21 protein-coding genes are annotated in these 25886 nt (G+C 71.7%); 8 read left to right on the top strand and 13 right to left on the bottom strand.

The genetic code is table 11. The annotated features are described in order from the left end of the window. Positions 1–50: 50 nt before the first annotated feature. From AC3IYI_RS31220 to AC3IYI_RS31240, 5 genes are all read right to left on the bottom strand, one after another. Positions 51–923: a TetR family transcriptional regulator gene (locus AC3IYI_RS31220; protein WP_489406814.1), complete on the bottom strand. Its 873-nt coding sequence runs from the start codon at positions 921–923 to the stop codon at positions 51–53. 169 nt (positions 924–1092) lie between these two features. After that, positions 1093–2082: an SIS domain-containing protein gene (locus AC3IYI_RS31225; RefSeq protein ID WP_489406815.1), complete on the bottom strand. Its 990-nt coding sequence runs from the start codon at positions 2080–2082 to the stop codon at positions 1093–1095. Between the two features lie 6 nt (positions 2083–2088). Continuing rightward, the gene (locus tag AC3IYI_RS31230) at positions 2089–2925 is read right to left on the bottom strand and encodes a class I SAM-dependent methyltransferase (protein ID WP_489406816.1); all 837 of its coding nucleotides are present in this window, start codon (positions 2923–2925) and stop codon (positions 2089–2091) included. Continuing rightward, positions 2918–3427 (bottom strand): DUF4178 domain-containing protein, encoded by a 510-nt coding sequence (locus AC3IYI_RS31235; protein ID WP_489406817.1) that lies wholly within the window; start codon positions 3425–3427, stop codon positions 2918–2920. The genes AC3IYI_RS31230 and AC3IYI_RS31235 overlap by 8 nt, the downstream gene beginning before the upstream one ends. Continuing rightward, on the bottom strand, positions 3427–4407 hold the full coding sequence (locus AC3IYI_RS31240; RefSeq protein WP_489406818.1) for a hypothetical protein: 981 nt from the start codon (positions 4405–4407) through the stop codon (positions 3427–3429). The genes AC3IYI_RS31235 and AC3IYI_RS31240 overlap by 1 nt, the downstream gene beginning before the upstream one ends. Before the next feature lie 3 nt (positions 4408–4410). Here AC3IYI_RS31240 and AC3IYI_RS31245 point away from each other — a divergent pair, with 3 nt between their 5' ends. Next, entirely contained in the window at positions 4411–4599 is a 189-nt protein-coding gene (locus AC3IYI_RS31245; RefSeq protein WP_489406819.1) for a hypothetical protein, read from the top strand. Here AC3IYI_RS31245 and AC3IYI_RS31250 read toward each other — a convergent pair. Genes AC3IYI_RS31250 through AC3IYI_RS31260 form a run of 3 tightly spaced genes read right to left on the bottom strand, consistent with a single transcriptional unit; the run spans position 4596 to position 7785 of the window. Beyond that, a complete protein-coding gene (locus AC3IYI_RS31250) occupies positions 4596–5675 on the bottom strand; it encodes an FAD-dependent oxidoreductase (RefSeq protein WP_489406820.1) in 1080 nt (359 codons plus the stop codon). The genes AC3IYI_RS31245 and AC3IYI_RS31250 overlap by 4 nt on opposite strands. A gap of 40 nt (positions 5676–5715) precedes the next feature. Beyond that, positions 5716–7392 carry a methionine--tRNA ligase gene (locus tag AC3IYI_RS31255; RefSeq protein WP_489406821.1) on the bottom strand — a complete coding sequence of 559 codons (1677 nt, stop codon included), beginning with the start codon at positions 7390–7392 and terminating at the stop codon, positions 5716–5718. 42 nt (positions 7393–7434) lie between these two features. Next, the gene (locus tag AC3IYI_RS31260; RefSeq protein ID WP_489406822.1) at positions 7435–7785 is read right to left on the bottom strand and encodes a cupin domain-containing protein; all 351 of its coding nucleotides are present in this window, start codon (positions 7783–7785) and stop codon (positions 7435–7437) included. A 486-nt stretch (positions 7786–8271) separates the two neighbouring features. Here AC3IYI_RS31260 and rsgA point away from each other — a divergent pair, with 486 nt between their 5' ends. Then, positions 8272–9387: a ribosome small subunit-dependent GTPase A gene (rsgA, locus tag AC3IYI_RS31265; protein WP_489406823.1), complete on the top strand. Its 1116-nt coding sequence runs from the start codon at positions 8272–8274 to the stop codon at positions 9385–9387. A 133-nt stretch (positions 9388–9520) separates the two neighbouring features. Here rsgA and AC3IYI_RS31270 read toward each other — a convergent pair whose 3' ends face one another. Together AC3IYI_RS31270 and AC3IYI_RS31275 are read right to left on the bottom strand one after the other, a co-directional pair. Then, on the bottom strand, positions 9521–10012 hold the full coding sequence (locus AC3IYI_RS31270; protein ID WP_489406824.1) for a DUF456 domain-containing protein: 492 nt from the start codon (positions 10010–10012) through the stop codon (positions 9521–9523). A 24-nt stretch (positions 10013–10036) separates the two neighbouring features. Beyond that, on the bottom strand, positions 10037–11014 hold the full coding sequence (locus AC3IYI_RS31275; RefSeq protein WP_489411742.1) for a helix-turn-helix domain-containing protein: 978 nt from the start codon (positions 11012–11014) through the stop codon (positions 10037–10039). A gap of 201 nt (positions 11015–11215) precedes the next feature. Between AC3IYI_RS31275 and AC3IYI_RS31280 the strand changes: the two genes are divergently transcribed. The 4 genes from AC3IYI_RS31280 (at position 11216) to AC3IYI_RS31295 (ending at position 20316) form a co-directional block, all read left to right on the top strand. Further along, a complete protein-coding gene (locus AC3IYI_RS31280) occupies positions 11216–15016 on the top strand; it encodes a S8 family peptidase (RefSeq protein WP_489406825.1) in 3801 nt (1266 codons plus the stop codon). 2027 nt (positions 15017–17043) lie between these two features. After that, positions 17044–17904 (top strand): protein phosphatase 2C domain-containing protein, encoded by an 861-nt coding sequence (locus AC3IYI_RS31285; protein ID WP_489406826.1) that lies wholly within the window; start codon positions 17044–17046, stop codon positions 17902–17904. Positions 17905–17976: 72 nt separating this feature from the next. Further along, on the top strand, positions 17977–19719 hold the full coding sequence (locus tag AC3IYI_RS31290; protein ID WP_489406827.1) for a pyruvate dehydrogenase: 1743 nt from the start codon (positions 17977–17979) through the stop codon (positions 19717–19719). A 210-nt stretch (positions 19720–19929) separates the two neighbouring features. Next, positions 19930–20316, top strand: a complete 387-nt coding sequence (locus AC3IYI_RS31295; RefSeq protein WP_388509985.1) for an ATP-binding protein — start codon at positions 19930–19932, stop codon at positions 20314–20316. A gap of 93 nt (positions 20317–20409) precedes the next feature. Here the strand turns inward: AC3IYI_RS31295 and AC3IYI_RS31300 are convergent, their stop codons facing one another. After that, entirely contained in the window at positions 20410–21477 is a 1068-nt protein-coding gene (locus AC3IYI_RS31300) for a DUF2637 domain-containing protein (RefSeq protein WP_489406828.1), read from the bottom strand. Positions 21478–21581: 104 nt separating this feature from the next. Next, positions 21582–22994: an RNA-guided endonuclease IscB gene (gene iscB / locus AC3IYI_RS31305; RefSeq protein ID WP_489406829.1), complete on the bottom strand. Its 1413-nt coding sequence runs from the start codon at positions 22992–22994 to the stop codon at positions 21582–21584. Between the two features lie 543 nt (positions 22995–23537). Here iscB and AC3IYI_RS31310 point away from each other — a divergent pair. After that, the gene (locus AC3IYI_RS31310) at positions 23538–23927 is read left to right on the top strand and encodes a VOC family protein (protein WP_489406830.1); all 390 of its coding nucleotides are present in this window, start codon (positions 23538–23540) and stop codon (positions 23925–23927) included. Positions 23928–23942: 15 nt separating this feature from the next. On the opposite strand, the gene AC3IYI_RS31315 is transcribed toward AC3IYI_RS31310, so the two are convergent. Continuing rightward, complete coding sequence (locus tag AC3IYI_RS31315; protein ID WP_489411743.1) at positions 23943–24830, bottom strand: (2Fe-2S)-binding protein; 888 nt, start codon at positions 24828–24830, stop codon at positions 23943–23945. Positions 24831–24956: 126 nt separating this feature from the next. Between AC3IYI_RS31315 and AC3IYI_RS31320 the strand changes: the two genes are divergently transcribed. After that, positions 24957–25655 carry a GntR family transcriptional regulator gene (locus AC3IYI_RS31320; RefSeq protein ID WP_489406831.1) on the top strand — a complete coding sequence of 233 codons (699 nt, stop codon included), beginning with the start codon at positions 24957–24959 and terminating at the stop codon, positions 25653–25655. The last annotated feature ends 231 nt before the right edge of the window (positions 25656–25886 follow it).

Raw genomic sequence — 25886 nt, forward strand, 5'->3', positions numbered from 1 at the left:
CGTGTGGACGCGTCGCCGTCGCCCGGGCGTACCCCGGTGGGGCGGGGCGGTTACTCGGTGTCCTCTTCCGGGGGCAGGTGCCGGTAGACCGTGGCCCGGGAGACCCCGAGGGCGGCGGCGATCGCGGTGGCCCCGCTGCCCGCCGCGTGCATCCGGCGGGCGGCCTCGATCATGGCCGGGCTCATGGCGGCGGGGCGCCCGCGCCGGCCTCCGGGCGCGGGCCGCGCGGGCTCTGCGGGCCCGTCCAGCAGGCGTCGTACGCCGTCCAGGACGGCCTCGCGCAGCGCCGGGACCGGGGCGTCGGCGAAGAGCACCACCGGGTCGCAGAGCATCGCGATGGCCTGGGCGGCGCGTACCCGTTCCGTGAACCCGGGATCCGCCCCCGCGACCAGGGAGTTCGCCCGGAGCATGGCGTCGCGCAGCCGGGCGAAGGCCGGGCCGGGGGTGGCCAGGGCCATGTCCTGGAGGTTCAGGCGGAGCAGGTGACGGTGCTTCAGCCAGACGTCGAGCACACCCTCGATGGCGGCCCACCGCACCCGGTCGGACCCGGATGCGGTGGACCGGGATGCCGTGGACCCGGATGTGGCCGGGGCCGGGGCCGGGGCCGTGGCCGGGGCCGTGGCCGCGGCGCGCGCCAGGGCGGCCGCCAGATCGCGGAGCATCGGCTCCACGAGGGCACCGAGGATGTCGGCCTTGCCGGGGAAGTGGTAGAGCACCGCCGGCTTGGAGACACCCACCCGTTCGGCGATCTCCCGCAGCGAGGTCTCGTGGAAGCCGTGGACTCCGAACAGCTCCATGGAGACCCGCAGAATCTGCCTGCGGGTGTCGGGAGCCGTCTCGATAATCGACGCATTATGCGACGCGGCAGGGGCGATTTGCGTCTCGTAAAGCGTCTCAGGATCTGCGGTTCCGCGGTTCTCCATGAAGAACAGCTTAGTTCCTTGCCGGACTTGAGGTCAGGGTTTTACGGTCCGACTGACCGACGGTAAGTCTGGGCAGCGGGGAGAGCGCCGTGAGCGTCGCCCTGCGCGGGCGGCGGCGCGGAAGAGGCCGAAGGGAGTCGCGAGTCGGCTGACCGCGTGGCTGTCGCGGTCAGCTCGTGGGCGCGCCCAGAGACCACAGTTCGGTCTTGGCCCAGGCGCCGGTGATGGCCACGTCGGGGTCCTGCCGTCGTACGTCCGCGAAGCGTGCGGCCAGCAGCTGCAGGCGTACGGTCATGGGCAGTTGTGCCAGGACGGGAGGGAGGTCGCCTTCGGGGTCCTCCAGCGTGCTCACGCTGATGCCCTCCTGCCGTGCGGCCTCGCCCAGCGCGGCGACCAGTCCGTCGGGGTCGCTACCGGGTTCCAGCAGCAGGAGTCCGTCGGCCGCGCCGAACGGCACGGCCGAGCCGTGGAGGTAGTTCTCCGCCTCGAAGCCTTCGGCGAGGATGCGTGAGGCCTCGCGGATCTTCAATGCGCCCTCTCGCGCGGTGACGGCCCAGGGGCCGGCGCCGATGACGGCCAGAGAGCGGGCCGGCAGCCCGATCTGCTCGATGCCCGCCTCCTCGTACACCGCGCGGATGGCCGTGGCGGTGCGTCGGAGCTGTTCGGGGCCGTACTGTCCGGCTCCCAGCCGGTGAGCGAGTCCGGCGAGTACGGCGAGGGCCGCCGTGTAGCTGACGGTGTAGGTCTCGGACTGCTCCCGTTCCACGGTTTCGACGGCTTCGGGCCAGCCGCTGCCGATGCCGGTGAGGGATATCAGACTCGCTCCCCCGGCGCGTACCTGCTCGCGGCAGCGCAGCGCGAACGCCGTCTCGGCGGTGTGGGTGATGACGACCACGGCATCACCCGTGCGCAGGGGCGCGCCCCAGCGGGCGAAGTGGGCCGCGGAGGCCCAGCGGGCGTCCACGCCCGCGTCGGCGAGCATCATCGTGCCCAGCTCCGCGGCGTGCTGGCTGGTACCGGTTCCTACGAGAAGGACGCGGCGGGCTCCCGCCAGCTTCTCGGCAGGGGCGGCCAGATCTGCCTGGGCCATGCGGTCCAGGGCATCGGCCTGAGTGTGGATCATGCGGTGCAGCGCGGTCTGTGCGGCTGTGTCGTGCATGTTCTGTCACTTCTCTCGGGGAGTGGTGGTGGCGGTGCAGATGAGGTGCGGTGAGTGCACATGGAAGGGGGAGAGGTCGTAGTCGCCGTAGAGATCGAGGACTTCGAAGCCTGCGCGGGTCAGCAGGGAGGAGAGCTCGTGTGCGCTGTAGATCCGGTAGTCGGCGGTCACGTTCCGTTCCCTGCCGTTCCCGGCGGAGCCGTCGTCGGCGGAGCCCTTGTCGACGACGGAGCGGATGTGCCACCGGATCCTGCTGGTCAGCGGGGAGAACCGCTCTTCGTACAGATAGGTGGCCCCGGCGCTGGAGTCGAAGTTCCTGACCACGAACTCGTCCGCCCCGACCCCGAACGACTCGCCGCTCTGGCTCAGGAACCAGTCGCGGTTCATCACATCGATGAGCAGCTTCCCGCCCGGGGCGAGTACCCGACGGATCTGGGTGAGGACCGAGAGGTTCTGATCCTCGGTGTCGAAGAATCCAAAGCTGGTGTGCAGGCTCACGACCGCGTCGAAGGAGCCTTGTGGCAGGGCTCCGAGGTCCCTCATGTCGGCCTGTACGAAGTTGACTTCACGCCCCGCGTCGCGGGCGCGGGCGCGGGCCTCGTGGAGATAGTGCTCCATCAGGTCGACGCCGGTGACGTCGTACCCCGCTGCGCTGAGCGGGACGCTGTGCCGCCCGGTGCCGCACGCCAGGTCCATGAGGGCCGCGCCCGGAACCAGGCCGAGAGCGGAGGACACGCATCGGACCATGGCCTCGGTGGTCCCGGTGTCGCGCAGTTCGAGGTCGGAGTCCGTATAGGCGTTGGTGAAGAAGGTGTCCAGCCAACTGGCGGAACCGTCAGACATGTTGCTCGTCCGTTCTGTCGCCCAATGCGGGCAGATCCGTTCCGATGCCGAGCAGCCCGGGGGCGCCGGAGGAGAAGTGCTCCAGCGAAGCGCGGACTCCCGGCCCGGCATAGTCGAAATAGCTGAGCCGCCCGTGACCCGGGGTGATGCCCATCAGGTCGTCAAAGACTCCGGCGGCTTCGAAGTCGGCGTGTCCGCGCTCCGTTTCTTCCAGGGGAACGCCTCGCAGCGCTGGTCGCGACGGATCGAATCCCGCCGCGTCCGCCGTGGTCCGGGTCCAGCGGGAGGCGCGTACGCCGCCGCCGGGGACCTGCTCGACAGCCAGCCACAGCGAATGTTCTCCTCCGTCCAGCAGGTATTCGGCCCAGCGCTGGGTGGCGCTGCGGACCTGGACGGCCGCCCGCACGGTGTGCAGCGCTCCGTCGGCAGGCAGGCGGGATCCCGGTCCCAGGCTCAGCAGTTCATGCTCTGGTCCGGTCACGGACATCGGTGCGCCGGCCATCAGAACTCGCGGAGGGTGTTCGGCCGGGGTACCGGCTTCCACGGTGCGTCATGAGCCTGGCCGGGCGGAATCGGCAGACCGCTCATCAGGGCGGGGTTGTGGTAGCCGGGTGTCTCATCGGCGGTGAAGTAGTCGAGCATCATCGTCCATTCCTCGGGTTCGACAGGGGGCGTGGGCGACGTGAACGGGTTCGGGCCGGCGTACTGGGAACTCACGGTGACATCGATGTGGTACAGCGACCCGTACCGCTCGGGGTCCGCGTCGGGTGGCGCGTAACCGGGCCGCTGCGGACCCCGCTTCCCATAGCCGCCCGGTTGCCCCGGCCTGATGTGCCAGGTGCTGCCGTGGCCGTCCGGATGGCCGATGCCGCCGTTGCCGACCGAGCGCAAAGCCGTCTGGTGCGAGCGCTCGACGGCTGCCGCCAGGCTGGGGAACTGCCCGGCGTCGTAGGCCGCCTGGGTGTGGTGTCCCACCGCGTTGAGGTTCAGCAGCACTCCGCCCGGAACCCGGTGATCGTGGATCCCGGTCAGATGCGCTCCGGTGAAGAACGTGGTCATGCTGGCGGCGAAGAGCTCCATCCGTCCGGCGGGCCGCCGCAGCGGAATGCCGTCGAGGCATATCGTGTCGGCCTCGATCGGCGCCCACTGAGGCAGATAGAGGCCGGTCAACACCAGGCAGATCTCGACCAGTTCGGGACCCGGCACGGCGTGCGCGAGACGTTCGCTGTTGAACATGACCTGCAGGCTGCTGGTGAGTCCTTCGGATGCCCGCTGCTTCCACTTGGTCCTGGCCTGCTGGAGCCGCTCCTGGACATGGCGGGCTCCGCGCTCCAGGTCGGCGTCGTCGATCCAGCACACGTCGAGCACCGGATGCGCATCCGCGCGCGCCGCGACCTTGGCGAAGACACAGGGCTGGTTGCGCCCGAACCACCGCCGGAGGACCGCCTCCTTCTGCTCTCGTGGAGCCTCGGACAGGAGCACTTCGTGTGCCTCGTCGATGTCCGTACCGAAGCTCCGGCCCGCATCCCCGGGAACGAGCCGCTCCAGCGCGTCAAGGAGCTGGTCGCCGGCCCGGTGACCGCTGTCACGGTCTCTGCGGTTACCGTCACCGTCCCCGCGGTTGCCGTCACCGTCCCCGCGACCGCCGTCGTCGTCGGGCCGGGGCCCGCCTAGCGAAGCCGCCATCTGGCGTGCACCGTTCTCGTACCGTCCACCGCGTCGCATACGTACGTCCCCCATGCAGGTGCGTTCTTGAACCCGTGGCCGGAGTCCCCGCCGACCAGCCACACGTGCTCATGGGCTGGATGCCGTCCCACGAGAAATTCCTCGTCCTCCATCGCCGCGTAGGCGCAGGTCTCGGTCGCGATCACCGGGGCGGCGCCGAGGGCGGGGAACCGCCGCCGCAGGTACCTCCTGGTGGCGGCGGGCAGTTCCAGTGGCGCGACCGGCGACGGCGCAACGACCGGTGTTTCCACGTCGGGGACGACCTTGACGCCCCGGCTGCTCAGCGCCCCCACCCCGTAGACACCATGGCCGCGATCGATCCACGCCGGAGTTCCCGGGGCGCACGGCAGCTCCGCCGAATCAAGGAAGTAGCTGATCTGACGCGCCGCGCGGGCCGAGGTCAGTCCGGGAAAGAGGCCGGGCAGAGCCGCTCCGACCGCCCAGATGACCACGTCCGCCGTGTACGTCGCCTCGCCGATCCGCACCCCGGCACCGTCGGGGACGGCGGTGCCGCGCAGCAGTCGGCATCCGTGGCGCTGCGCCGACTCGGCCAGGGCCTGCACGGCCTGCCGCGCCCGGAGCACTCCCGACTCGGGTTCGTGGAGCGCGAAGAGCAAGTCCGCGGCGCCCACGCCCGGGAAGCGCCGCTCCACAGCCGGTGGCGTCAGCTTCTCGGCCGGGATGCCGAGATCGTCCAGTGCGGCGAGGGACGCCCGCTCCCAGCCCGTGTCCTCCGGGCCCGAAGAACTGCGCGATGCGAAGCTGAGGACTCCGCAGGGGATCAGCAGGTCCCGGCCGACTTCTCTTCCGAGGTCGCGCCACTGCCGTGCGGACGCCCGGGCCATCGCGGAGTACCAGTGCCGGGTCCCGTACGAGCAGCGCAGGATCCGGGTCTCCGCCGTTGAGGGGCCGGTGTGCCCGGGAGGGTGGCGATCGGCGACGGTCACCCGCCGGCCTCGGCGGGCCAGTTCCCGCGCGATCGACAGCCCGAACACGCCCGCCCCGATGACGAAGGCGCTCTTCATGCGATCGCGGCATGGCCCGGGCAGCGCAGGTGCCGGGCGGTCACGAGCCCATCACCTTCGCTTCGAGATCCGCCGGCAGCGGGCTGAAGAACGTCACGCCGGCTTCCGTACGCTGTCCCACGGGAAGTGGCTGCGCACCCTTCCAGGCCGGCGCTCCCGGGCAGCCCAGCGCCCGCCACAGCCGCTCGGCGAACTCCGGCATGACGGGATGGGCGAGCTGGGCCAGGACATGGGCGGCCGTGGCCTCCGCCGCGAGCGCCGCCGCGGCTTGCGCAGACCCGGGCCGGGAGGAGTACAGCCGGCTCTGAGCCGCCGCGAACCCGCGGGCGCCGCGGACCAGTTCACTCAAGGTGCGGGCCGCGAGCCGGGGCGAGAAACCCTCGGCCCGGTACGCGCGGTGGCCGCGCTCGGCGAGCTGAGCCAGGTCGGCGAGGTAGCGACGGTGAGAGCGGGAGGCGGCTGCGGCGTCCGGGATGCGTCCGGCACTCGCCGTCTCCAGCCGGGTGAAGAGCGCGTCGAGCCATGGCTGCCACTGGCCGACGAGTTCGCCGTCGGCCAGTGCGCGGAAGCGGTCCCAGGTGAAGTTGGTGCGCTGGTCTTCGGGGCGGTCGAGCGCGAGGACGAACCGGACGACGTCGCAGTGGACATGGGCGAGCAGGTCGCCCGCCCAGATCGCGTGCCGCCGGCTGGTGGAGAACTTGGCCGCATCGAGTTCGTAGAATTCGTTGCTCAGCAGCGCGCTGGGCAGCCGTAGCGTCTCGTCGTACGCCATGAGGAGCGCAGGGAACAGCACGGCGTGGAAGTAACCGTTGTCAAAGCCGAAGAACTGCACCACTTCGGTGCCGGGATCATTCCAGACCTGCCGCCAGTGCTCTGCCGCGCCGCCCGTGGCGCCCGCGCCGCCCGTGGCGCCCAGCGCCTCGGCGAACGCGGCGAGGTAGCCGGGCACCATCTCGGCCCAGACATAGATGCGTTGGTCCTCGAAGCCCTCCACCGGCACGGGTATGCCCCAGTCGGTCGGATGGCTGATCGGTATGTCCGGAAGGCCGCGCTCGTTCATCTCCTGGCAGAGGGCCTCGAGTTGAGGGCTCAGCACGGCCTTCTGATGGAAATCGGCGAGCCGTTGGGCGTATTGGCTCAGCGGAAAGACGAGCCGCTCAAAGCTGCGGAGCGAGGGGGCGCAGCCGCAGGCGTTGCAGTGCGGGTCCGTCAGATCGGTACACACATTGGGCCAGGCGCAGTTCTCGCAAGAGTTTCCGTCGCTGACCGATCCGCACTCCGGGCACTTGCCCGTGACGTGCGCTTCGAAGAGGTAGCGGCTGCAGTTCTCGCAGTACAGGCAGTCCTCGGTGCGCCGCTCCAGACGGCCGCGCTCATGGAGCGCACGGACGAACTCGCGGACGGTCTCCTGATGAAGCGGCGAGTGCTGGGGACGGACATACGAATCGGTGACGAAGCCGGCCGAGGAGAAGATCGTGGCGATCTCGTCCGCGAACCCCTGGGCCATCTCCAGCGGCGCGAGGCCCAGGGAGCGGGCCTTGGCCGGCACGTAGCTCTGGTGCACGTCCGAGCCGGTGGCGTACACGCTGCGCTCTCCCCGCAGCCGGCAGGCCCGGGCGTAGATGTCGGCACCCGAGTAGGGGCCCGCGAGGTGCCCTAGATGGAGGTCCCCGTTGGGCGTGGGGGGAGCCGCCGTGATGATGCTGAACTTGGCCATGCTGTGTTGCTCTCCTCAGGGGTCTCAGGGATCTCAGAGGTCTCAGAGGTCGATGTGCCCGTGCTCCGTGGGCCAGTAGATCGACAGAAAAGTCAGCGGCTCACCGCTGCTGGTGTTCCTGATGTGGTGGCGGCTCCCGCCGGGGATGAAGACGGCCGTGTTCGGGCCGACGGACCGGTGTTCCTCACCGATCGTCATCTCGCCGACGCCCTCCAGGATCAGGAAGACCTCGTTCTCCTCGTGCGTGTGTGGGTCCGTCGCTCCGTCGGGATCGACGACCGCGCGACCGAATCCCCAGGGCGTGAGCGCTTCGCCGCCGTGGGGATAAACCTGCTGATAACGGATGCCGTACGCATCGACGAGATCGTGGTCGGTCATCGTGCGGATCAGCATTCGACTTGCCTCCAGCTCAGTAGCGACGCGCGAAATGGACTGCAACTAGCCTGCCTGACAACGAAATCCGTAGCATGTGATGCTCAACTTGCGTGATTTCGTGGGATCATGGTGCGTGGCCTCTCCCGCTGTCAAGGGTGGGAAGGGGACTTGGGTGAAGTCCTGCTGGCCGACCGCCTCCGTGAGGTGGTCGACGAGGCGCACCGCTGCGCCGCGTCCCGAGCGCGCCTGGCACGGGTGCGTGAAATTCGGTTGACGGGGCTCCGTGGGGTCGGGCTAGGGTGAGTGCGTTCCTTGCGGTGGCCGGTGGCCGCCGTGTTCAGGTGAGTGCGTACGGGAGGTGTGACTGATGGCTGTCGTTGCGATGGGCGTTGCCCGCATCCAGGAGTTCATCAATTCCACTCCCGTGGCCTCCGGCTGACCTCTCACCTCTTTCGCGCCCGGTAGCGGCGTGCACCGCCGGGGCCACCCTGTGAAGGGTTTCCCTTGTCTTTCTCTTCTCCCTCTTCTTTCTCGCAGGCTTCGCCCTCGCGCGCTCTCACCCCCTACGGCTGGGACGACGCGTGGGCGGCCGAGTTCGCCCCGTACGCCGAACAGGGCCTCGTGCCCGGCCGGGTGGTACGGGTCGACCGCGGTCAGTGCGACGTCATGACGGCGGACGGCATCGTCCGCGCCGACACCGCCTACGTCACCCCGCACGACCCGCTCCGGGTCATCTGCACCGGCGACTGGGCGGCGGTGGAGGCGCACGGCAGTCCGCGCTACGTGAAGACGTACCTGCCGCGCCGGACCGCCTTCGTACGGTCCACCTCCTCGCAGCGGTCCGAGGGCCAGATCCTCGCCGCGAACGTCGACCACGCGATCATCGCGGTGTCACTGGCCGTCGAACTGGACCTCGGCCGCATCGAACGGTTCCTCGCGCTCGCCTGGGAATCGGGGGCGCAGCCGCTGGTCGTCCTGACCAAGGCCGACCTCGTCCCCGATCCGGTCACCCTCGGACACCTCGTCGAGGACGTGCAGGCGACGGCCCCCGGGGTCGGTGTCCTCACCGTGTCCTCGATGACCGGGGAGGGCACGGACGTGCTCGCCGCGGTGGTCGGGGACGGTACGAGCGTGCTCCTCGGGATCTCCGGCGCGGGCAAGTCCACGCTGGCCAACGCCCTGCTCGGGGCGGAGGTGATGGAGGTCCAGGCGGCGCGCGAGGTCGACGGCAAGGGCCGCCACACCACCACGACGCGCAACCTGCTCGCGCTGCCGGGCGGCGGCGTGCTCATCGACACCCCCGGGCTGAGGGGCGTCGGGCTCTTCGACGCGGAAGCGGGCGTCGGGCAGGTCTTCTCGGAGATCGAGGAGTATGCGGAGCGGTGCCGTTTCCACGACTGCGCGCACGAGGCGGAGCCGGGGTGCGGGGTGCGGGCCGCGGTGGACTCCGGGGAGCTGGCGGAGCGGCGGCTGGACAGCTACCGCAAGCTGCTGCGGGAGAACCAGCGGATCGTCGCGAAGACCGACGCGCGGCTCCGGGCGGAGATCAGGCGCGACTGGAGGCTCCGCTCGGCGGAGGGCCGCGCGAACTATTCCGCGAAGCGAACGGGCCGGGCCTGACCGTAGCCCGCACCCGGGGCTGGGCACCACCCGGCCCCGGGTGCTGCCCGGACCCCGGTCCTCAAATCCCGGACGGGCTGAAAAGACCGCCTCAAACGCCGGCGGGGCTGGATTTGTCCAGCCCCGCCGGCGTTTACGTCCACAGGACCGTCCCCACCCACGCCCCCACCACCAGCAGGCACGCGAACAGTTCCACCAGCACGCTCGTCCCCACCGCCCGCATCACCGCCCGGACCGACGCCCACGCTTCCCCGTGGGTGCCCAGGCGGCGCCGCTCGCAGAGGTAGATGCCGCCCATGAAGCCGGGGGCCGTGCCCACGACCGGGAGCAGCACGAAGCCCAGTACCGCCCCCACGCCCGCGTACACCGCCATCCGGCGGGTGACGCCGACCCCCCGGAGTCGCCGCGGGGGCAACAGCCACTTCACCACCTGCACCACCAGCAGCAGCGCCGTCGCGCCCGCCAGCAGGCCCCAGGCCGCCGACGACTGTTCGTGCAGCGCCCACCACAGGAGTCCGGCCCAGACGAGGAGGGTGCCGGGGGCGCCGGGTACCAGTACCCCGAGCAATCCGAGCACCAGCACCAGCCCCACCAGCAGCAACTGGGGCAGCTGAGGCAGATCCATCTGCTCAGCCTGCCCGGCCCGGGGCTATCGGGCCACCCAGCCCCGTTCGTACGCGTACCAGCCGAGCTGGAGCCGGGTCGTGACCCCCGCCAGCTCCATCAGGCCCTTGACCCGTCGCTGGACCGTCCGCAGGCCCAGTTCCAGGTGCTTCGCCACGCTCGCGTCCGTCATCCCCGCCAGGAGGAGGGTGAGGATCTCCAGGTCCGTGGAGTCGGGACCGCCGTCCGATTCCTCCGGCGCCCCGGTGGAGCCCAGCCGCAGCGGGAGCGACTCCCGCCAGACCGCCTCGAAGAGGCCCATCAAGGACTCCAGCAGTCCCGACGCGTGCACGACCAGCGCCGCCGGCTCCGCGCCGCGCGCCGTCAGCGGGACCATCGCGAGCGTCCGGTCCGCGATGACGAGTTTGGTCGGCACCGCGGCCGTCACCCGGATGTGCTCGCCCCGCGCCAGCGCCGTGGACGCCTCGCGGATCCCGCTCGGCAGGGTGAGCACCTCCCGTTCGATGACCACCCGGTACGCGACGCCCCGTACGGACGCCCGTTCCTCCGCCTCGTTCTCCGTCCCCGTCACCACCTGCGGCCGGCCGCTGACCAGCGCGCACACCTCCTCGACGGCGCCGAGCTGGAGCTGGTGGAAGCGGTGCGCCACCGCGCTCGCGCCCGTCACCACCTCCACCAGGTCGTACACGGCCGGCTCGGCGGCCTCCGCCCGGTACTCCTGCGCCAGCAGCGCCGCCGCCAGCTCCGCCTGCTCCAGCTCGTGCCGCTGCTGGGTGAGCAGGGCGCCCAGGGCCACCCCGGGAGGTGCCGCCACCCACCGGCCGGGCCGGGCGGAGGACTGGGCGGCGAGCCCGTGGCGCTCCAGGTGGCGCAGGGTCCGTTCGGTCTGCTGCACCGGCAGCGTCAGCCGGTGCGCGAGGTCCGGTATCTCCGCCGCCCCCAGCGCGACCAGCGCGCGGTAAGCGGACTCCTGTCCTTCGTCGAGACCTATCGCACTCAGCAACCCGTCCACCCAGCCCTCTCAGTGCCGTTCCTGGCGGGAAGCGGCCACGGCGCAAACCCGCCGCCGACATCATCGCCGCACCAGGTGCCCCTCTGCCAAGGTGGCGCCACCGCAGCACCAACATCCGCTGGCCAGAAGCCATTTACGCGGCGATTTCGCCGTGCAATGCAGTAGTTGGCCGGAATTCACCTGGGGAGAGCGATGCGCCCGATATCGCGTACGGCACTGGGAGCGGCCATCGCGGCCGTCCTGGCCGTCACGGCCGTGGGCCCGTCCACGGCACAGCCGAGCGACGGAGCGTCCGGAGCAGGGACCGGCACCGAGAAGAGGCCACTCACCGGGAGCGAGGCCGCCGCCCGGCAGCCCACCGGGCCCGTCACGGTGACCCTGGTCACCGGTGACCGGATCCTGGTGTCCACCGACGCGGCCGGCCGCACCGCCGCCACGGCGATGCCCCGCGAGGACGGCTCGCAGCCGATCGTGCAGACCCGCCAGGCGGGCCAGGACCTCTACGTCTACCCCGAGAGCGCGATCAAGGCGCTCGCCGCGGGCAAGGCCGACGAGGAACTCTTCAACGTCACCGGCCTGATCCGGCAGGGCTACGACGACGCCCACGCCAAGAAGCTCCCGCTCATCGCGGTCTACGAGGCCTCCGCGGGCCTGGCGCGCAGCGCCCCGCCCGTTCCGGCCGGCGCCGAGCAGTCGCTGGTCCTCGGCTCCATCGGCGGCGTCGCGCTCGCCGCCGACAAGGAGAAGGCCGCCGACTTCTGGGCCGACGTCACCGGCGCGCACGTGAACCCGCACGCACGCTCGGCCGCCTCCCCCCGGCTGAAGAAGCTGTGGCTGGACGGCAAGGTCCAGGCGAACCTGGAGCGTTCCACCCAGCAGGTCGGAGCCACCGCCGCGTGGGCCGCCGGATTCGACGGCACGGGCACCACGGTCGCCGTCCTCGACACCGGCACCGACCTCGGACACCCCGACCTCAAGGGCCGGGTGACCGAGGCGATGAACTTCACCGACTCGGACACCGCCGAGGACCGCCAGGGCCACGGCACCCACACCATCTCCACCGTCGGCGGCTCCGGCACCGAGAGCGGCGGGGCGAAGAAGGGCGTCGCCCCCGGCGCGCAGCTGCTCAGCGGCAAGGTCCTCAACGGCTACGGCTACGGCCTGGACTCGTGGATCATCGCGGGCATGCAGTGGGCCGTGGACAGCAAGGCCGACGTGGTCTCCATGAGCCTGGGAGACCCCTCCCAGCTCTCCTGCGACGACCCGATGGCCGCCGCCACCGAGGCGCTGGCCCAGAGCAGCAACACCCTCTTCGTCATCGCCGCCGGCAACTCCGGCCCCGGCAACAACACGGTCTCCTCGCCCGGTTGCGCGCCCAGCGTGCTGACCGTCGGCGCCGTCGACCGCGACGACAAGACGGCCTCCTTCTCCAGCCGCGGCCCGGCCGGCCTGAACCACACCCTCAAGCCCGAGATCGCCGCCCCCGGCGTCCAGATCTCCGCCGCCGCCATGGGCGGCCGCGGGGTGTACGCGTACACGTCCATGTCCGGTACCTCGATGGCCACCCCGCACGTCGCGGGCGCCGCCGCCATCGTCAAGCAGCGCCACCCCGACTGGACCCCGCAGCAGATCAAGGCCGCGCTCGTCGGCTCCGCCAACACCGCGGTCCCGGGCGACGTACGGGAGACGGGCGGTGGCCGCCTCGACGTCAAGGCCGCCGTCGACACCACCGTCACCGGCGCCCCCGCCCTCCAGGGCGGCACCTTCAACTGGCCGCAGGACCGCAGCGACCGCACCGGCGTCGAGGTCCCGTACACCAACACGGGGACCGAGCCCGTCACGCTGAACCTCTCCGTCGAGAAGGTCACCGGCAACGACGGTTCCGCCGTCCGCAGCCAGGTCGCCCGCCTGGACAGGCGCACCGTGACCGTCCCGGCCGGCGCCACCGTCAAGGTGCCGCTCGCCCTGGACCCCGCCGCGAAGCTGGAGCGCTCCCAGTACGGGGACGTCACCGGCCGCGTCGTCGCCACGGCGAAGGGCGTGCACGTCTCCACCCCCTTCTCCCTCTACGTGGAGCCGGAGACGGTCACGCTGCGCGTCAAGCTCCTCGACCGCGAGGGCAAGCCGGCCACCGGCCCGTCCTCCCTGGACGTGATCGGCACCGACGACGCCACCGGTGAGCGCCGCTTCAACGAGGGCGCCGCCGACCAGGTCTACCGGGTCCGTCCCGGCTCGTACTTCCTCTCCGCCTTCGTCGGCACCCCCGACGCCGGCGAGAACCCGACGATGTACGACTCGCTCACCTACCTCGGCCGTCCGCAGACGGAGATCAAGAAGGACACGGTGATCGTGCTGGACGCCCGCAAGGCGGCCAAGCTGAGCATCGCCACCGACAAGCCCACCGAGGCGCGCGCCACCACCCTCGCCTTCTCCCGCACCTGGGGCGAGGAGTGGCAGCACGCCGGCACCGCCATGGGCGGCCGCACCATCCGCGGCTACTACGCCTCGGTCGACGGCAATGCCAAGGAAGGCGACTTCGAGTTCGGCAGCTACTGGCGGGCGGCCGCTCCGCTGCTCTCCGAGCTGAAGGCGAACGGCGGCCCGGTGCTGCACCCGATCACCGCCTCCACCGGCAGCGACAACCTCGACGGCACCGGCAGCGCCCCGCTCGTGGGCGCGGGCTCGGGCACCCCCGAGGAGCTCGCCGCCGTCGCCGCCAAGGGCGCGATCGTCCTGGTCAAGATGGCGGAGGACGGCTCGTTCTACGAGATCGCGGGCAACGCGAAGGCGGCCGGCGCCAAGGCCGTCCTCGTCTACCGCGACGCCCCCGGCCGCTGGCAGGGCTTCACCGGCTACGCGGGCGGCGCCCTCCCGGCGCTGACCGTCGAATCGGCCGAGGGACAGGCCCTGCTGGCCAAGCTCGCCCAGGGACCGCTCACGCTGAGCTGGAAGGGCAGCGCGAAGAGCCCGTACGTCTACAACCTGGCCCAGATCGAGAAGGGCCAGGTCCACGGCGACCGCACCTACCGGGTGCGCGACCGCGAGCTCGGCGCCGTCGAATCGGCCTACCAGTCGATGGGCGTCGCCTCCGACTTCATCGACGTGACCGGGGCCTACCGCCCGCTCGGCAACGCCGTGTACTTCGGCTCCATCGACACCGTCGCGGTACCGGGCAAGCGCACCGAGTACTACTCCGCCGGGGACACCGCCTGGGACCACATGGTCTCCAGCAGCTTCCCGTGGGGCGAGTTCATGACCGACCAGCACCGCACGTACAAGGCGGGCTCCCGGCGCGCCGAAAACTGGTACGACGGGGTCATCGGCCCGGTGGCGCCGCGCGACACCGCGGGCAAGGACCAGCTGGCGGCCGAGCGGCAGGGCAACTGGATCGGCTTCGCCTCCGCCATGTGGGGCGACAGCGGGCACTACGCGCAGCAGGGCTCCTTCGGCGACGTCGGCAACGTCTCGCTCAAGCGCGACGGCGAGTCGCTGGGCGACACCGGCTACCCGTTCGGGGCCTTCGAGGTCCCGGCCGGCGAGGCCACGTACGAACTGACCCAGCAGCTGGAGAAGTTCGGCCAGCCGGCCCGTACCTGGCAGCGCTCCTCGGGGATCCAGACCACCTGGACCTTCCGCTCGAAGCTCGACGCGGCGCAGTACTCGCAGGCGCTGCCGATCATCTTCCCGCGGATCTCGGCCCCGCTGGACGGCCTGAAGACGCTGGCCGCGGCCAACGGCCAGCAGATCGGCCTCTCGGTCAGCGGGCACGCGGGCTACGCGCCGGGCGCGCTCAAGTCGGCCAAGCTGTCGTACTCGTACGACGAGGGCGGCAGCTGGACCGAGGCGGAGGTCGCCGAGCGCGGCGGGCAGTGGACCGCGACCGTGGACCACGCCGGAGCCGCGGGCAAGCAGGTCATGCTCAAGGTCGAGCTGACCGACAAGAACGGCGCCACCGTCACCCAGATGGTCGCGCGGGCGTACGACATTCGCTGAGTCGTACGACATGAAGCAGGGGGCCCATCGGACGGCGGTCCGATGGGCCCCCCTTTTTCCCGCCCTTTCCCTGCCCTTCCCTGCCCCTCCCTGCCCTTTTTCCGGCGTTCGCCGGATTTCGGCTCCGCCGGAGCCCGACAATGAGGGCCATGAGTCAGCGGGACGCGGGCGCGGATGACTGGTGGCAGAAGCTCTACGAAGACCCCGACGCGGGCCCGGAACCCGACCCCCGGGACACCCTGGAACACCGCTTCCGCTCGGCGGCGGTCTTGGTGGCCCCGGCCCCGGTACCCCCTCCCCGGAGGGACCCGACGGGGGCGCTGGTCGCGCCGGACCCGGAGGCGGAGCCGCCGGTGGCGGCTTCCGGGCCGGTGGCGGAGGCCGGGCCGCTGGTACCGGATACCGGGCCGGTGCCCGAGGCCGGGCTGCCAGTGGCGGGTTTCGGGGTGGTGGCGGAGGCCGGGCTGCCGGTGGCGGGTTTCGGGCCGGTGCCCGAGGCCGGGCCGCCAGTGCCGGGTGCCGGGCCTGTGGCGGGTGCCGGGCCGGTGGCGGAGGCCGGGCCGCTGGTACCGGGTTCCGGGCCGCTGGCCGAGGCCGGGGCGTCCGCGCCGGAGTCCGGGCCTGCGGCGGGGGCGCATGCGCCGGCTGTCGGGCAGGTGCCCGAGGCGGAAGCGGAGCCGCCTGCGGCGGTGTCCGGGCCGGCGGTGGAGCCGGAGGCTGGCCCGCCGGAGCCTGAGGTCCGGGCGGGGGACGCGTACGGCGGCTCGGTGCTGCCGCCGCCCCGTGACCCCCGGGAGGGCGGCCAGACCTGGTACGCGCTCGGGAGCGTCGCCGTCCCGCCCGCGCTGCCCGCCGAGGAGTCGGGGGAACCGTCCGACTGGAGCTGGGGCCTACGGGACGAGGCGCCCACAGCACCTGCGCCCCCGCAGCGGGACCCGGCAGGGGCCGGGCGCGGCCCCGACGGCGCATACGCCGGAGCCGGGCACCCGGGCCCGGCCGGCCCGGCACCGGGTGCGGATACCGGTACCGGTACCGATGACGGTCCCTGGACGGGTCAAGGCACCGGCACGCCGCCGGGGGCCGGTTCCGGGGCCGGGCTGGGCTCTGGTCCGGCTCCGGGGTCCGGCTTCGGCTCTGGTCCGGCTCCGGGGCCCGGGCCTGGCCCCGCTCCAGGGTCCGGGTCCGGGTCGGGGTTTGGCCCCGGCTCAGATCGCAGGTCCGGCGCTGCCGCCGGTTCAGGGTCCGGCATCGGCCACGAGTCCGGCGCCGTCCCCGGCCCAGGATCCGCTTCTGGGTCTGAGGCCGGCTTCGGCCGCGGTCCCGCCTCCGGGGCTGGCCCCGGCTCAGATCCCAGGTCCGGCGCTGCCGCCGGTTCAGAGTCCGGCATCGGCCACGCGCCGGGCACCGTCCCCGGCCTCGGGTCCGGCTCCGGCTCCGGGTCTGACACTGGCTTCGGTTCCGGTCCCGCCTCCGGGTCGGAGTTTGGACCGGGCTCAGATCGCAGGTCCGGCGCTGCCGCCGGTTCAGAGTCCGGCATCGGACGCGAGTCCGGCACCATCCCCGGCCTCGGCTCCGATCCCGGGTTTGGCGCCGGCTTCGGTCCCGGTCCCGGTCCCGCCTCGGGGTCCGGAGCCGGCCTCGGCACCGGCCTCGGCGCTGGCGTCGGCCCCGGCCGCGACTCAGGTTCCAGTTCCGGCCCTGGGGCCGATCCCGGGTCTGGGCCCGGCCCTGATTCAGGTCCTGGCAGCGGCACCGGCACCGGCTTCGCCCTTGGGTCGCATCCCGGGTCCGGGGTGGGGTGGGGTGCCGCTCCGGTCTCCGCAGACGGTTCCGACGTCGGGCTCCGGTCGGGCGGCTCCGGCCCAGGAGGGCCGGGCGGCGGGGACGGGCAGGAGGCCCGGCAGGGAGCCGGTCGGCTGGGCGGCCCCGAGGCCGGGCACGTGGCCGGGAGTGGGGCTCTGCCCAAGGTTCGGGCCGGGGATGAGGGCGGTGCCTCCGGGGCCGGGGTTTTCGGGGTGCCGCGGCCCGTGGTGGCGCATTTGGGGGACCGGCCGCCCACCTACGCCGCGGAGCCCATCGCGCTGCCCGCCGCCGATCCGGCCGGCCTCGCCGCGCTGACCCCCGACACCGTGCTGGAGGGGGCCCAGTACGGCGGCTACACGCTGCGCGCCGCCTCCGTGCGCGGGGACTCCGCCCGGTTCCGGGGCGAGGCCCGGCGGGACTTCCTGCTCACCGCCCGCTTCGGCACCGGCCCCGATGCGCTGGTCCTGGTCGTGCTCGCCGGCGGGGACCGGGCCGCGCCCGGAGCCGCCGAGGCCGCCGCCGAGGTGTGCCGCTCCGTCGCGGGAGCCGTCGGGCGGAGCCAGGAGCGGCTGTCGCAGGACATCCGGGACGGCCGCCGCGAAGCCCTGCGCTCGGGGCTCCAGCGGCTCACCGACCGCGGCTACGGGCAGCTGCGCGCCCGCGCCGCCGAGCTGGGGCTCCCGGAGGACGGCTACACGGCCGGGCTGCGCGGACTGCTGCTGCCGGTCGACCCCGGCTGCCGCACCCGGGTCTGCTTCGGCGCGGGCGCGGGCGGCCTGTTCCGGCTCCGGGACGGACAGTGGCGGGACCTGGAGGAGCCGGCCCCCGTCCCCGCACCCGCCGAGCCCCCCGGAGGGTTCCGCTTCCGCTTCAGGGCCTCCGTGGCCCGCCCCGGCGACACCCTGCTCCTGTGCTCCGGCGGCCTCGCGGACCCGATGCGCGAGGAGCAGCCGCTCTCCGCGGAGCTCGCCGCCCGCTGGGCCGACGCATCCCCGCCGGGCCTCGCCGCCTTCCTCGCGGACACCCAGCTCCGCCTCAAGGGCTACGCCGACGACCGGACGGCCGCCGCGGTCTGGGAGGCGTGACCCGGCGGATCATGCGTGGATGGGAGGCGCACCCGACAGAGCCGAACCGGAAAAGGGAAGGGCGCCCCCTCCATGGCCAAGCAGAACGTGGCGGAGCAGTTCATCGACATTCTCGTGCGCGCCGGCGTGCGCCGGATGTACGGAGTCGTCGGGGACAGCCTCAACCCCGTCGTCGACGCGATCCGCCGCACCGGCGGCATCGAGTGGATCCAGGTGCGCCACGAGGAGACCGCCGCCTTCGCGGCCGGCGCCGAGGCCCAGATCACCGGCTCCCTCGCCGCCTGTGCGGGCTCCTGCGGCCCCGGCAACCTCCACCTGATCAACGGGCTCTACGACGCCCACCGCTCCATGGCCCCGGTCCTCGCGCTGGCCTCCCACATCCCCTCCTCCGAGATCGGGCTCGGCTACTTCCAGGAGACCCACCCCGACCGGCTGTTCACCGAGTGCAGCCACTACAGCGAGCTGATCTCCAACCCGCGCCAGATGCCCCGGGTCCTGCAGAGCGCCATCCAGCACGCCATCGGGCGCGGCGGCGTCGGCGTGGTGTCCCTGCCCGGGGACATCGCCTCCCTGCCCGCACCGGAGCAGAGCGCCGAGCATGCGCTGGTGACCGCGCGGCCGACCGTACGGCCCGGCGACGGCGAGATCGACAAGCTGGTCCGGCTCATCGACGAGGCCGACCGGGTCACCCTCTTCTGCGGCAGCGGCACCGCCGGCGCGCACGCCGAGGTCATGGAGTTCGCCGGCCGGGTCAAGGCCCCCATCGGGCACGCGCTGCGCGGCAAGGAATGGATCCAGTACGACAATCCGTACGACGTCGGCATGAGCGGGCTGCTCGGATACGGCGCGGCCTACGAGGCCACCCACGAGTGCGATCTGCTGATCCTGCTCGGCACGGACTTCCCGTACAACGCCTTCCTTCCCGACGACGTCAAGATCGTCCAGGTGGACATCCGGCCCGAACACCTGGGCCGCCGCACCAAGCTGGACCTCGCGGTCTGGGGCGACGTGCGCGAGACCCTGCGCGCGCTGAACACCCGGGTGAAGGCCAAGACGGACCGCCGGTTCCTCGACCGGATGCTGAAGAAGCACGCCGACGCCCTGGAGGGAGTGGTGAAGGCGTACACGCGCAAGGTGGAGAAGCGCACGCCCATCCACCCCGAGTACGTGGCCGCGGTGCTCGACGAACTGGCCGACGAGGACGCCGTCTTCACCGTGGACACGGGCATGTGCAACGTATGGGCGGCGCGCTATCTTTCCCCGAACGGAAAGCGCCGCATCATCGGCTCCTTCAGTCACGGATCCATGGCCAACGCCCTCCCGCAGGCCATCGGCGCACAGTTCACCGATCGCGGACGTCAAGTGGTGTCGATGTCCGGCGACGGTGGTTTCTCCATGCTGATGGGAGATTTCCTCACCCTGGTGCAGTACGACCTCCCCGTCAAAGTGGTCCTCTTCAACAACTCATCCCTCGGCATGGTCGAGTTGGAGATGCTGGTTTCCGGCCTTCCTTCGTACGGAACGACGAACAAGAACCCCGACTTCGCGGCGATCGCCCGCGCGGCGGGCGCGTACGGGGTCCGCGTGGAGAAGCCCAAGCAGCTCACAGCGGCTTTGAGGGACGCTTTCAAGCACAAGGGACCCGCTCTGGTGGACGTGGTCACGGACCCCAACGCCCTGTCCATTCCGCCGAAGATCAGCGCTGAAATGGTGACCGGATTCGCACTTTCGGCCAGCAAGATCGTGCTGGACGGAGGGGTGGGCCGGATGATCCAGATGGCGCGATCCAACCTCCGTAACGTGCCGCGCCCTTGAGCCCGGATGCGTGCGGATTCCCCCGGGGGGCATGCATCCCGTAGGCCTGTTCGACAGGCGGGCCGTCGGGGAGCGGGGACATACGGGAGGTACATCGCCGTGCGGGTGGGGGCGAAGGCCGGAATGCTGTGGCGGAGAGGGCGGCCGGTGCCGCGCGAACCGTCGGCCGAGAACGGGGCGGCGGTGGACGCGTCGGGGATCACCCGGAGCGTGCGGCGGGCCGATCTGAAAGCGGTCGGGGAAGTCCGCAGGGACTTAAGGGAGTTGATGCGTCACCGGTGCCGGGCGGAGGCCGCCGAGGTGGCCGAGCTGCTGATCACCGAGCTCGTCACCAACGCCCTCGTCCACACCGATCAGGGAGCCGAGGTCTCCGCGACCTTCGCCGCCGACCGGCTACGGGTGGAGGTCCGCGACTACGCCGCCCGCCGGCCCCGGCCGCACGTACCGTCCGCCGACGACGGTACGCACGGCAGGGGGCTGGTGCTGGTGCAGTCGCTCGCCGACGCCTGGGGCGTGGACGCGCTCGGGCTCTCGCTCGGCGGAGGCAAAGTGGTGTGGTTCGAGCTCGACGGAGCGAAGGAGGCGGGGCCCGCCTGAGTGATCGGGCGGACCCCACGAGGCGGATCCTGAGACTGGGATCCCGGGACGGGGATCCCGGGCGGGCCCGTGCCCGTCACCTCCGCCTCAGCCTTAGCCGAACTGCTGCTCCAGGTCCTTCAGTTTGCGTTCCAGGGAGTCGAGTCGGGGGAGCGTCTGCGTATCGTCCTCGGCGGTGAGGTCCACCGTCCGGGGGCCGAGGGCCGTGTCAGCGGGTTCGGTTCCGCTCACGGCCTGCAGGGAGGGCCGGCGCCGTAGGGGCAGCTGTCCGGTTTCCGCTATGGCCGGCTCCGCGCCGACCGGCGCGGAGCCCGCTCCGGGGGCCAGCCCCGGTACCTCGACCTGACGGGCCCGGGCCACGCGCCCGAACGCCCGGTTCTGCCGGCCGAGCGCCTTGATGTGCGCCCGGTCCAGCCGGTGTTGATCCCGCCTGCGGTGGCGGTCCTGCTCCTTCTCCTTCTTGTCCTCGCGCACCTCGTCCACGGCCTCGTCCAGGGTGCGCACCCCCTCCAGCAGCATGAGCGACCAGGCACCGAAGGTCTCCCTGGGCGCCCGCATCCAGCGGACCATCCGGATCTGCGGCAACGGCCGTGGAATCAGGCCCTGTTCGCGCAGTGCGGCCCGGCGGGTCTGCTTCAGTGCGCGGTCGAAGAGCACGGCCGCCGAGAGCGACATGCCGGAGAAGAACTGCGGAGCCCCGTCGTGGCCGAGGCCGCGCGGGGCGTGCACCCAGTTGAACCAGGCGGCGGCTCCCGCGAACAGCCAGACCAGCATGCGCGAACCGAGCGCCGCGTCGCCGTGACTGGCCTCGCGGACGGCGAGCACCGAACAGAACATGGCGGCGCCGTCGAGGCCGAAGGGGACCAGGTACTCCCAGCCCCCGGACAGGTTGAGGTTTTGCCGGCCGAAGCCGACCAGCCCGTGGAAGGACAGCGCCGCGGCGACGGCCGCGCAGCAGAACAGCAGGACGTAGGAGGCGGTCCCGTAGACGGCTTCCTTGCGCCGCCGCCGCTCCTCGCTGCGCTCCCAGCTGTCCTCGGCCACCCCGGCCTTCTCGCCTTCGCGCTTGCCCCGGGCCAGTACCGCCACTGCCGCAAGTACGCCCAGGATCAGCAGGCTGCCGGGAAGCAGCCAGTCCAGCGATATGTCGGTCAGTCTCATCGCTTGCTTCTTTCGTGGATACTCCCTGCTTTAGCTGGGAGAGGAAACGAGTCCTTGACTCGGGGTGCGGAGCTTCGGAGGTCTCTTCGGTTTGTCAGGGCTGGTCAGGTGGTGTCGGTAGGCCCTTCGGGTCGGGTGGTGTAGGCGTAGCCGTCAGCTCGTTGGAGGAGGCGGAAGTGTCTGTGGCCGATGCTCTGGACGAGGCCGTGTGCGGTTCTGATGTTGAAGTAGCCGTTGGAGCGGACAGCGATCCGTCCGGTGTGGGTGCCGGTCTTCTTGCCGGCGGGGACGACGGCGCGGGCGAGGTCTCCGGTCTGGTAGCCGAAGAACTGCTTCTGCCTGGGCAGGCGGAGGCGGGAGAAGCCGTACTTGTCGGGGCGGGTGCGCGTGTAGGTGCCGCGTCCGGTTGCCGTGATGGCGAGGATGTAGCCCGGGGTGCGGGTGACGGTGTCGAGTTCACCGACGCACAGGGCGTCGAGGGTGTGGGTCTTGGACAGGTCGGTTCGCTGCCGGTTCCACTTCGTACGGCCACCGGATGCGGTGTGCACCGTTGGGAAGGCGGCGTCGAGGGCGCGCCACAGAGCCCAACGGGTGGCGTTGACGGCTGCCGCGTCGCGGAGCGGGGCTTTGGCCTGGGCAAGGATCCGAGCCAGCAGGCGCGGGGATTCTCCGAGGAAGTGTTCGACGCGTTGGTTGGACTTCTTCTCGTTGCAGGGGATGCAGGCGGCGCAAAGGTTGGAGATGCGGTCGCTGCCGCCCCGCGAGCGTGGGTGGATGTGGTCGATGTTGAGAGGAACTCCTGTGGCACCGCAGTAGGCGCAGGCCCTGTCCCATTTGGCGAGGAGGTACTCGCGGACTTCCGTGCCGTGCAGGGTGCCGTGCTGGTACTCGGCACCCTCCAGCGGACCTCCGTGGGACATGACGTGGGTGTCGAACGCCACCCGCTCCACGTGTACCGCACGGACAGGTGCCCAGCGCGCGAGGCGGGTGGCCCACGACGTAGTGGTCTCCACGCGGTGACGCAGCGACGGGGGGAGCCAGCCCTTGGGGCGGGTGCGGTTGGAGAAGCGGGGTGCGCGGTAGCGCAGATTGCGTGCACGTCTGCCGCGCCGGTAGGCGGCGCGAGTGGTGAGCTTGTCCCGTATCCGGCCGCCTCGGTGGGCGAGCTCGACCGCATACACACCACGGCGCGCACCGCCCTTCGCTGTGAACACGGCGATGCCGGTGCGCTTCGAGCCGGGGTCGATCCCGAGATCCACACCGTCCACCTGCGATGCAGAGACCGTGCGGTCCTTGAGCCGGATCACGAACGGGGTGTGCCGAGCCACGACGGCCCGGCCCTGATGGAGGAGCTTGCGGGCCCTTGCAGGGCTGGTTGGTTGCAGCGGATGGCCGTCCTTGTCTAGGACGAACACGACGGGGTGGCCCTCACGGGCCTTCTCCCCAACCTGATGGTTGGGGGTGACGCCGTCGATGTCAGGTGAGGCATCGGCGGTCTCCCCTCGCACATGTTCCACGCCGGTTACCGCACGTGTGCGGTGTTCGAGTCCCGTTTCGTCCCCGATCCGGGGGGTGTCTGCTGACTCGAATTCCAGAGCAGCCCGCTGAGGAAGCACGGACTGGTGGGTCTTCTCGCCTACGCGGAACGTAGCCAACTTCATTCACCTCCCATATGCGTTGTTGGCTCGTGCTGGTAACGGCGGCCCTCAACCACAGCGGCTGAAAGCCCCCTCCTTCAGGAGGGAGATCCCGGTTACGCGGCTGTTCGGACTGTGCGGCTTTCCGGGCGCCATAGTGGCGCAGGCGGTGAGTCGTACACGCGGGTTTCGGGGCAAGTGGACGCCAACGAGGGGTGGAGCCCGCCGGATAGGGTGTTGCGGCTCGAACTCCAGCTCGGGTGGGTCGAGTTGAGTTCGATTTTCGTCAGTCGGACGGGTGGGTTGAGTCGGCGGGGGCGGCGGCGCGGAAAGTCGGTGGCGGCCGTACGCCCGGGTGGGTGACACTGGCCGACCCGTCGGCGCCCTGGGTGGTGCCGGTCCGCACTGTCCTGGAGAAGGTTTGTGACGAGCAGGTTCACCGAGTTGAGCGTCGACTGCCACGATCCGGAGCGGCTCGCGGCCTTCTGGTGCGAGGTCCTGGACATCAAGGTGATCGACCGGAGCGAGGACATGGTCGAGATCGGCTCCTGGGTGCCGACCGTCGAGGACATCCGGGCCCGTCACATGCCGCCCACCCTGGTGTTCGTCCGGGTGCCCGAGGGTAAGGCCGTGAAGAACCGGCTTCACCTCGACGTCAGCCCGGTCGACTGCAGTACCGAGGACGAGGTGACCCGACTGCTCGGCCTCGGTGCCACCCGGACGGATGTGGGCCAGGGCCCGGACCGGAGCTGGGTGGTCATGGCCGACCCCGAGGGGAACGAGTTCTGCGTCCTGCGCACCCTGGCGCCGTAGGGTCGGACGCCTCGCTCAGCTGTCGGCCGTCAGGCGCGCGACGCGGTCCTCGTCGCAGGTGCGGGGGCAGGTGAGGCAGGTGTCGTCGGGGCGGATCGTGTAGAAGAAGCAGCAGCTCGCCCGGTCGCGGGTGGGCAGCTCCCGGCCGTCCGGGGCCTCCAGGGTGCGGAAGCCCGCGCCGCCCGTGTACGGGGCGGTCGAGCCGGGGAAGAGCTGGTCCAGCTCGCGCACGGCCCGCTGCTCCTCGGCTTCGCCGAGCAGGTTGCCCACGTACCAGAGGCTCTCGACCACGTCGTCGGTCGCCATGCCCCACAGGGCGCGCCGCCCGCGCCGCATCCGCGGGCCGAAGCCCTCCATCACCGGTTCGAGGTGCTGGGCCACCGCAGCCCGTACCTCTGCGCGCAGCGCGTCCTCGTCGGGCACGACCCGGGCCCCGGGGAGCGCTGCCGCCGGGTCGTCCGGCAGACAGGTGAAGGAGTCGACGCGTACGGCCATCCGGCCCTGTGTCCGGTGGAAGGACACGGTGTCCGGGGGGAGGAGCGGTACGCGCCGGTCCAGGAACCACGGGATCGTGATCAGCAGACAGGCCATCCACGCGTACCGGTGCAGCCCGAACCCCGCCACCACGTCGGGCCGACCCGGGTGCCCGTAGTCGCGGAGGATCTGTGCCTCGTCCCACGCGAGGAACGCCTCCAGGGCCTCGCCGCCCGCCGCGAGCTCGTCCGCACCGACCCACCCCACACCGCGAGGGGAGGGTTCGTGCGGGGCGAGCTCGGTGACGCGCAGTCCGGCGTAGGCCTCGGTCAGCCGTGCGTAGGCGTCCGCCACCGGAGAGCCGGCCGGGGCGGGGGTGCGTACGGGGTGGACGTGGCCCTGGGTGGGCGCGACGGCCGTGACGGTCATGACGGTCATGCGCGAACCACCGAATCACGCGATCGTTAACAGGTAAGCCTTACCTTACCTGATCTCTGTCGGGTGTGGGAAGGCGGGCTATCCTTCGGGGCAGGTCGAAACCCGTGGGAGGACCGAGTGCGCGATACGGACCGAGCCCGGGTACCGGAACAGCAGGACCGTGAGCAGGACCTCAAGCAGGACCTCAAGCAGGACCGCAAGGTGGTGCGGCACTCCGTGCGCGGGCAGATCCTCGACGCCCTGCGCGCGGCGCTGCTCGCGGGCGAGCTGGCGCCGGGGGAGATCTACTCGGGCCCGGCCCTGGGGGAGCGCTTCGGGGTCTCCGCGACGCCCGTGCGCGAGGCGATGCAGCAGCTGGCGCTGGAGGGGGTCGTCGAATGCCTCCCGAACCGGGGCTTCCGGGTCCTGACCCGGACCCCGGGGGAGCTGGCGGAACTGGCCGAGGTCAGGGCGCTGCTCGAAGTCCCCGTGATGCTGCGGCTGGCCCGTACGGTGCCGTCCGGGGCCTGGGCCGCGCTGGGGCCTGCGGCCGCGGAGACCGTGGAGGCGGCGGCCGCGGGTGATGCGGCGCGGTACGCCGACGCGGACCGAGCGTTTCACCGGGCGGTGCTCGCGCTGGCGGGCAACGGCCAGCTGCTCCTGGTGGCGGAGGATCTCCACCGCCGCTCGCAGTGGCCCCTGCCGGGGCCGCGCCGCATCCGCCGGACGGACCTCGTCGCGGACGCGGCGCAGCATGTGGCCGTGCTGGCGGCCCTGTCCACGGGCGCCCTCCCGGAGGCGGAGTCCTTGATCCGCAGCCACTTCACGTCTCCCTGACCGATGCCGGGCTGCGCCGAGGCCCCTGGGGCTCCGCCCCAGACCCTGCGCCTCAAACGCCGGCGGGGCTGGGGTGTGGCCGGCGTGGCTGTGGCTGCGGGGGTGGGCCGGTGCCGGGGGCGGGGTGGGGTGTCGGCCTGGACTGCATGATTTAGGCGCCCTGACCCTGACTTAGACAGGGCGCGGGGTGTACCTGCGCCACAAATCACGCTTTACGTCCCGGCCAACACC

The sequence above is a fragment of the Streptomyces sp. GL_148 genome, assembly GCF_057834205.1.

What these genes read in the sequence shown, in the direction of transcription:
- AC3IYI_RS31220 (WP_489406814.1), bottom strand. Translation starts at nt 923, where the DNA reads ATGGAGAACCGCGGAACCGCAGATCCTGAGACGCTTTACGAGACGCAA.
- AC3IYI_RS31225 (WP_489406815.1), bottom strand. Translation starts at nt 2,082, where the DNA reads ATGCACGACACAGCCGCACAGACCGCGCTGCACCGCATGATCCACACT.
- AC3IYI_RS31230 (WP_489406816.1), bottom strand. Translation starts at nt 2,925, where the DNA reads ATGTCTGACGGTTCCGCCAGTTGGCTGGACACCTTCTTCACCAACGCC.
- AC3IYI_RS31235 (WP_489406817.1), bottom strand. Translation starts at nt 3,427, where the DNA reads ATGGCCGGCGCACCGATGTCCGTGACCGGACCAGAGCATGAACTGCTG.
- AC3IYI_RS31250 (WP_489406820.1), bottom strand. Translation starts at nt 5,675, where the DNA reads ATGAAGAGCGCCTTCGTCATCGGGGCGGGCGTGTTCGGGCTGTCGATC.
- AC3IYI_RS31255 (WP_489406821.1), bottom strand. Translation starts at nt 7,392, where the DNA reads ATGGCCAAGTTCAGCATCATCACGGCGGCTCCCCCCACGCCCAACGGG.
- AC3IYI_RS31260 (WP_489406822.1), bottom strand. Translation starts at nt 7,785, where the DNA reads ATGCTGATCCGCACGATGACCGACCACGATCTCGTCGATGCGTACGGC.
- AC3IYI_RS31270 (WP_489406824.1), bottom strand. Translation starts at nt 10,012, where the DNA reads ATGGATCTGCCTCAGCTGCCCCAGTTGCTGCTGGTGGGGCTGGTGCTG.
- AC3IYI_RS31280 (WP_489406825.1), top strand. Translation starts at nt 11,216, where the DNA reads ATGCGCCCGATATCGCGTACGGCACTGGGAGCGGCCATCGCGGCCGTC.
- AC3IYI_RS31290 (WP_489406827.1), top strand. Translation starts at nt 17,977, where the DNA reads ATGGCCAAGCAGAACGTGGCGGAGCAGTTCATCGACATTCTCGTGCGC.
- AC3IYI_RS31300 (WP_489406828.1), bottom strand. Translation starts at nt 21,477, where the DNA reads ATGAGACTGACCGACATATCGCTGGACTGGCTGCTTCCCGGCAGCCTG.
- AC3IYI_RS31315 (WP_489411743.1), bottom strand. Translation starts at nt 24,830, where the DNA reads ATGACCGTCACGGCCGTCGCGCCCACCCAGGGCCACGTCCACCCCGTA.